The sequence below is a fragment of the Metabacillus niabensis genome (assembly GCF_020524345.1).
In the GTDB taxonomy this organism is placed as follows: domain Bacteria; phylum Bacillota; class Bacilli; order Bacillales; family Bacillaceae; genus Metabacillus; species Metabacillus niabensis_B.
Genome location: NZ_JAIVLH010000027.1, coordinates 54,364 through 60,912, shown reverse-complemented (window position 1 = coordinate 60,912; position 6,549 = coordinate 54,364). Strand labels below are relative to the sequence as shown.

5 protein-coding genes, 10 tRNA genes and 2 rRNA genes are annotated in these 6,549 nt (G+C 38.6%); all 17 read left to right on the top strand.

The window, feature by feature from the left end:
• Positions 1–119 (top strand): 23S ribosomal RNA (locus LC095_RS23145); the annotation flags it as partial.
• Positions 120–370: 251 nt separating this feature from the next.
• Positions 371–486, top strand: a 5S ribosomal RNA gene (gene rrf, locus LC095_RS23140).
• 9 nt (positions 487–495) lie between these two features.
• Positions 496–570: transfer RNA gene (locus tag LC095_RS23135), tRNA-Asn, on the top strand.
• Between the two features lie 2 nt (positions 571–572).
• Positions 573–645 (top strand) — tRNA-Thr (locus tag LC095_RS23130).
• Between the two features lie 16 nt (positions 646–661).
• Positions 662–736: transfer RNA gene (locus tag LC095_RS23125), tRNA-Glu, on the top strand.
• 8 nt (positions 737–744) lie between these two features.
• Positions 745–820: transfer RNA gene (locus LC095_RS23120), tRNA-Val, on the top strand.
• Between the two features lie 37 nt (positions 821–857).
• Positions 858–930, top strand: a tRNA-Thr gene (locus LC095_RS23115).
• Positions 931–947: 17 nt separating this feature from the next.
• Positions 948–1,031: transfer RNA gene (locus LC095_RS23110), tRNA-Tyr, on the top strand.
• Between the two features lie 81 nt (positions 1,032–1,112).
• Positions 1,113–1,187: transfer RNA gene (locus tag LC095_RS23105), tRNA-Gln, on the top strand.
• Between the two features lie 3 nt (positions 1,188–1,190).
• Positions 1,191–1,263 (top strand) — tRNA-Lys (locus LC095_RS23100).
• A gap of 4 nt (positions 1,264–1,267) precedes the next feature.
• A tRNA-Gly gene (locus tag LC095_RS23095) sits at positions 1,268–1,342 on the top strand.
• Between the two features lie 10 nt (positions 1,343–1,352).
• Positions 1,353–1,428, top strand: a tRNA-Ala gene (locus LC095_RS23090).
• Positions 1,429–1,646: 218 nt separating this feature from the next.
• Positions 1,647–2,210, top strand: a complete 564-nt coding sequence (gene sigW / locus LC095_RS23085; RefSeq protein ID WP_226530364.1) for an RNA polymerase sigma factor SigW — start codon at positions 1,647–1,649, stop codon at positions 2,208–2,210.
• Between the two features lie 14 nt (positions 2,211–2,224).
• On the top strand, positions 2,225–2,827 hold the full coding sequence (locus LC095_RS23080; protein ID WP_226530363.1) for an anti-sigma factor family protein: 603 nt from the start codon (positions 2,225–2,227) through the stop codon (positions 2,825–2,827).
• A 112-nt stretch (positions 2,828–2,939) separates the two neighbouring features.
• Positions 2,940–3,779: a diadenylate cyclase CdaA gene (gene cdaA / locus LC095_RS23075; protein ID WP_226530362.1), complete on the top strand. Its 840-nt coding sequence runs from the start codon at positions 2,940–2,942 to the stop codon at positions 3,777–3,779.
• Entirely contained in the window at positions 3,772–5,022 is a 1,251-nt protein-coding gene (locus LC095_RS23070; protein ID WP_226530361.1) for a YbbR-like domain-containing protein, read from the top strand. The genes cdaA and LC095_RS23070 overlap by 8 nt, the downstream gene beginning before the upstream one ends.
• Positions 5,023–5,048: 26 nt before the next feature.
• Entirely contained in the window at positions 5,049–6,395 is a 1,347-nt protein-coding gene (glmM, locus tag LC095_RS23065; RefSeq protein WP_226530360.1) for a phosphoglucosamine mutase, read from the top strand.
• Positions 6,396–6,549 lie beyond the last annotated feature (154 nt).

The following is a 6,549-nucleotide window of genomic DNA, read 5'->3' as shown; positions in this document are numbered from 1 at the left end:
AGATTTCCCATCACACTAGTGAGTAAGATCCCTGAAAGATGATCAGGTTGATAGGTCAGAGGTGGAAGCGCGGTGACGTGTGGAGCTGACTGATACTAATCGATCGAGGACTTAACCTATTAGAAAAGCGGAAGAAGCTTAGCTTTTATCCATAGGGCATTGGAGCGATCGAGCAGAAGTCGTTCTTTGACTTCGTACGAGAGAGTGAAATGACCGTAGGATTTGGCTTCTGTAGCTGGACAGAGTAAGAGCATAAACTCAATAAGTGAAGTGAATTGTGTATCGTTATCTAGTTTTGAGGGAATATAAAAGTTTCAAAAAACACTTGAAATATTCTTCTAATTTAGTATAATAATTTTTGTCACAAATGTCTGGTGATGAAGGCGAAGAGGTCACACCCGTTCCCATGCCGAACACGGAAGTTAAGCTCTTCAGCGCCGATGGTAGTTGGGGGTTTCCCCCTGTGAGAGTAGGACGTTGCCAGGCTGTGATTATTCCGCAGTAGCTCAGTGGTAGAGCTATCGGCTGTTAACCGATCGGTCGCAGGTTCGAGTCCTGCCTGCGGAGCCATTGCTTCCATAGCTCAGTTGGTAGAGCACTTCCATGGTAAGGAAGAGGTCACCGGTTCGAGCCCGGTTGGAAGCTTAAGGAAACAATTTACGGCCCATTGGTCAAGCGGTTAAGACACCGCCCTTTCACGGCGGTAACACGGGTTCGAATCCCGTATGGGTCACCATTTAAATTGGAGGATTAGCTCAGCTGGGAGAGCACCTGCCTTACAAGCAGGGGGTCGGCGGTTCGATCCCGTCATCCTCCACCATGAAATTTTAATACTCAATAATATATACTCTATATATGCCGGTGTAGCTCAATTGGTAGAGCAACTGACTTGTAATCAGTAGGTTGGGGGTTCAAGTCCTCTCGCCGGCACTCTTTCTTCATAATTTGGAGGGGTAGCGAAGTGGCTAAACGCGGCGGACTGTAAATCCGCTCCTTAGGGTTCGGCAGTTCGAATCTGCCCCCCTCCACCATTTAAAGTAAAATATAAAATTCATCTAATGAATTGTGAATACTTTCACTATCAAAGGGAAAAGTATTAATATCATAATTAATGGGCTATAGCCAAGCGGTAAGGCATCGCACTTTGACTGCGACATGCGTTGGTTCGAATCCAGCTAGCCCAGCCATTAGAGCCATTAGCTCAGTTGGTAGAGCATCTGACTTTTAATCAGAGGGTCGAAGGTTCGAGTCCTTCATGGCTCATATTGCGGAAGTAGTTCAGTGGTAGAACACCACCTTGCCAAGGTGGGGGTCGCGGGTTCGAATCCCGTCTTCCGCTCCAACGGCACCATGGGGCCTTAGCTCAGCTGGGAGAGCGCCTGCTTTGCACGCAGGAGGTCAGCGGTTCGATCCCGCTAGGCTCCACCAAAATTGTATATAATGAATTTACATATAAGCGATAAACAATGTTTATCGCTTTTTTGATGCACTGTTATTTAAGATAACTGAATTCTAGTGAAAAGAAATAAAAGTTTTCTCCATACATCAACCAAAATTTGTTAAAATAATTTATGTGAAAAAAATGAAACTTAGCAGCATTCTATTACGTATAAAAGATAGCCGCAGAGTGCGGGGGTATGATAAATATGGAGACACTGATAAAAAAAAGAATTAAACAAGTAAAAAAGGGCGATCAAAATGCATTTGCTGAAATTGTTGATATTTATAAGGACAAAATTTATCAACTATGCTATCGAATGCTTGGGAATGCTCATGAAGCAGAAGACATTGCACAAGAAGCTTTTATAAGAGCATATGTTAATATTCATACGTATGATATGAATAAAAAGTTTTCAACCTGGTTATACCGTATTGCAACGAATCTTTCTATCGACAGAATTAGAAAAAAGAAACCGGATTACTACTTAGATGCAGAGGTTTCCGGGACGGATGGTTTAAATATGTATTCCCAAGTAGCAGCGGATGTTTCGTTACCAGAGGATGAACTTGAAACGTTAGAGTTACAGCAAACGATCCAAGGTGAGATTTTAAAATTACCTGATAAGTATCGAACTGTTATTGTCTTAAAGTATATTGATGAATTATCACTTAATGAAATTAGTGAGATTTTAACAATACCTGTTGGAACTGTTAAAACTCGTATACATCGGGGCAGGGAAGCATTGAGAAAGCAATTAAGGCATTTATAAAGAGGTGAAAAAAGATGAGCTGTTCTTCAGAATATGTACAACTTTTGCATAAATATTTAGATCATGAACTAACATCTGCTGAAGAGAAAGTTGTAAAAGAACATCTTCACAGTTGTGAAGCTTGTTACCAGCATTTTCATGAACTTGAGAAAGCAGTAGCGTTTGTTCAGAGTACGTCACATATAGAGGCTCCATTAAACTTTACTGAAGGAGTTATGAACAGCCTTCCTAAAGAAAAACGAACTGTGTCATGGAATCGCTGGTTTAAAGGGCATCCGCTTTTAACTGCTGCATCCCTATTTCTCCTTCTGATGGTAGGTAGCTTATTCTCTGCATGGAATGAGGATCAACACTTCAGCGTTTCAACACAGAAAAATCTTGTTGTTGAAAATAGTAAAGTCATCGTCCCAAAAGATGAAGTTGTTAAAGGTGATGTTATAGTCAAAAATGGAACTTTGGAAATAGAAGGTACAATTGAAGGAAATGTAACTGTTATTAATGGAGAGCAATATATGGCGTCTGCAGGAAATGTAACCGGAGATATTGAAGAAGTTGATGAATTATTTGAATGGTTATGGTATCACGTTAAAAGGATATCCAAGGACGTAGTAAGTTAACGGAAAGGTCATCGTTATGGTGGCCTTTTTACATACATCTATATAAAATGATATAATGGGATAGTTGTCAAAAAGTAATAAAGAATAAAGCTAACTCATGGAGGACAAGTGAATGGGGTATGAGGTTTTACCAATATTGAATGACATACCAATATTGCATTACCTCGGTATAGCTATTGATATTCTCCTTGTATGGTACGTTATATATAAATTAATTATGGTTGTAAGGGGAACAAAAGCTGTTCAGTTGTTAAAAGGAATAACGGTTATTATTGTCGTCCGTATGTTAAGTCAATATCTTGGTTTAAGTACATTACAATGGTTAATGGACCAAGCTTTAACATGGGGATTCTTAGCAATTATTATCATTTTCCAACCAGAGCTACGCAGAGCTTTGGAGCAGCTGGGAAGAGGTCGATTGTTTTCAAGGGGTGGCTTGCCGGGAGAAGAAGATCCTGAAGTCACAGTAGAAGCAATTGTAAAAGCAACAGATTATATGGCTAAAAGGCGTATTGGTGCACTTATGTCAATTGAAAAAGAAACAGGTATGAGCGACTATATCGAAACGGGAATTTCATTAAATTCAAGAATATCCTCTGAGCTCTTAATTAACCTGTTTATTCCTAATACACCATTACATGATGGTGCGGTTATCATACAGAAAAACCAAGTAGCTGCTGCTGCATGCTATCTGCCTTTATCAGAGAGCCCTTTTATTTCAAAAGAGCTCGGAACAAGACATAGAGCAGCATTAGGAATTAGTGAAGTCACAGATAGTTTAACAATTATTGTCTCGGAAGAAACAGGCAATGTGTCTGTTGCCAGAAATGGTGAATTACATCGTAACTTATCTCAAGATGAGCTGAGGGATATTCTCCAAAAAGAACTTTATACGCAAACAAAAGCTGTTTCCTCAAACCGTTGGCAATGGAGGGGGAAAAAAGATGGATAAGTTGATGAATAATCACTGGGTTATGAGAGTGATAGCCCTGTTTTTAGCTTTAATGCTTTATGCATCTGTAAATATTGAATCAGGTACTCAGGCAAATAAATCAACATCACCATTAAATACTTCAACTTCTTCTTCACTAGAGACAGCAGTTGTTACAGATATACCGGTTGTTACATACTTTGACGAAGAAGATCTAGTGGTAACCGGGGTACCGGAAACCGTAAATGTTACTTTAGAAGGTCCAACAGGTTCGTTGCTAAAGGCGAGACAGCAAAAAGACTTTGAAGTTTATGCAGAGTTAACTAATTTATCAATCGGATCACATCGGGTGAATTTAAAGATTAAAAATTTATCCAGTGATTTAAAAGCAACGATAAGTCCTTCAGTCATTACAGTTTCAATTGAAGAAAAGATATCAAAGGATTTTCCGGTTGAAGTGGAATATATAAATGAAGATAAATTAGAAGAGGGTTATTCACCTGATCAACCAATTGTTAGTCCAAATAGTGTCCGTGTTACTGCATCAAAAGAAATTATTGAACGAATATCTAAGGTTCAAGCGACCATTAATTTAGAAGGTGCAAAAGAGACAATAAATAAAGAATCCAGAATTACCATCTATGATAGTGACGGCAATATATTGCCTGTCGAGGTAGAACCGTCTGTAGTCGACGTTACAGTTCCTATAAAGAGTCCAAGTAAGGTTTTACCTTTTAAAGTGGTACGGGAAGGAGAACTGAAAAAAGGACTCAGTATTTTAAGTATGGAAACTGATCCGAAGGAAATTACAGCATATGGACCACTCGATGTGCTGGAAAATTATGATTTTATAGATGGGGTAAAGGTGGATTTATCCGAAATTGAAAAAGATACTGTGCTAGAAGTTGATGTACCTCTACCAGAAGGAATTGAAAAGATTAGTCCTGAAACGGTGAAAATTGAAATTGATGTAGATGAACAACAAGAGAAATCATTCTCGGATAAGAAAATTGAAGAAGTCGGAATGGCAGAAGGAAAGGTGTTTGACTTTCTAGATCCTGATATTGGAGTATTGGATATTAAAATCTATGGTGCTCCAAGTGTAATAAACGAAATTAATTCTGCGGATATCGAGTTATATATAAACCTTTCTAACTTAAGTGATGGAGAACATGAAGTACAAGTTCAAGTAAATAGTCCACAAAATATTACTTGGTCATTAGAGCAAGAAAAAGTAAAAGTGAGAATTTCATCTGCCTCCTAGGCAGATAAAATAAAGGAGCGAAACCAATGGGAAAGTATTTTGGTACAGATGGAGTACGAGGAGTTGCAAATAGTGAATTAACACCGGAGTTGGCCTTTAAAATCGGTCGATTTGGCGGGTATGTTTTAACTAAGGATAAAGAAAGACCAAAAGTCCTGATAGGTCGTGATACTCGTATTTCTGGTCATATGCTTGAAGGTGCTTTAGTAGCGGGATTATTATCAATTGGGGCAGAAGTCATGCGTTTGGGTGTAATTTCAACTCCAGGTGTTGCCTTTCTAACGAAAGCACTGGGAGCTGAAGCGGGTGTAATGATCTCCGCGTCTCATAATCCGGTCGAAGACAATGGAATTAAATATTTCGGTCCAGATGGATTCAAATTATCTGACGAACAGGAGCTTGAAATTGAGCGTCTAATGGACGAAGAAGAAGATACTTTACCAAGACCGGTAGGAAAAGATTTAGGACAAGTTAATGATTACTTTGAAGGTGGTCAAAAGTACCTGCAATTCCTAAAACAAACAGTGGATGAAGACTTTACTGGTATCCATGTTGCATTAGACTGTGCCCATGGCGCAACGTCATCTCTTGCTACACATCTATTTGCTGACTTAGACGCAGATGTTTCAACAATGGGAACTTCTCCTAATGGGTTAAATATAAATGAAGGTGTAGGATCTACACATCCGGAAGCGTTAGCTGCCTTCTTAAAGGAGAAAAATGCAGATATTGGATTGGCATTTGATGGAGATGGTGACCGTCTTAACGCAGTTGATGAAAATGGCGATATCGTTGATGGAGATCAAATTATGTACATATGTGCAAAGCACTTGAATAGCGAAGGACGATTAAAGAAAAGCACAGTTGTTTCAACTGTAATGAGTAATTTGGGTTTCTATAAAGCACTTGAAGAGCAGGATATTAAAAGTATTCCAACAGCAGTCGGTGACCGCTATGTTGTGGAAGAAATGAAAAAAAATGACTATAATTTAGGTGGAGAGCAATCAGGTCATATTATCTTTTTAGATTATAATACTACAGGTGATGGTCTTTTAAGTGGTTTACAATTGGTTAATATTATGAAGTTAACTGGTAAGAAATTGTCAGAACTTGCAAATGAAATGAAAAAATATCCACAATTACTTATCAATGTAAAAGTAACGGATAAGTACAAAGTAACAGAAAATGAAAAAGTAAGTGAAATAATCTCTGCGGTTGAACAAGAGATGGGTGGAAACGGACGCATTTTAGTTCGACCTTCCGGTACAGAACCGCTTGTACGGGTTATGGCTGAAGCGCCGACAGAGGAACAATGCCGTGATTATGTGGAACGAATTGTAGCAGTTGTTAAAGAGGAAATGGGATTAGAATAAGAGGCGGGTTAACCCCCGTCTTTTTTCATTTTATTAAGGATGGTCGTTGTTAACATAATAGCTTAAAAAACATATAAATAAGGTATGTCGATCAATTTAACCATTAAGGATGGTAAAAATTGATTGACGACTTATTTTCTTCTGTTGTATCATT

Coding starts and splice junctions, on each gene's coding strand:
- cdaA (WP_226530362.1), top strand. CDS start 2,940: ATGGGGTATGAGGTTTTACCAATATTGAATGACATACCAATATTGCAT.
- sigW (WP_226530364.1), top strand. CDS start 1,647: ATGGAGACACTGATAAAAAAAAGAATTAAACAAGTAAAAAAGGGCGAT.
- LC095_RS23070 (WP_226530361.1), top strand. CDS start 3,772: ATGGATAAGTTGATGAATAATCACTGGGTTATGAGAGTGATAGCCCTG.
- glmM (WP_226530360.1), top strand. CDS start 5,049: ATGGGAAAGTATTTTGGTACAGATGGAGTACGAGGAGTTGCAAATAGT.
- LC095_RS23080 (WP_226530363.1), top strand. CDS start 2,225: ATGAGCTGTTCTTCAGAATATGTACAACTTTTGCATAAATATTTAGAT.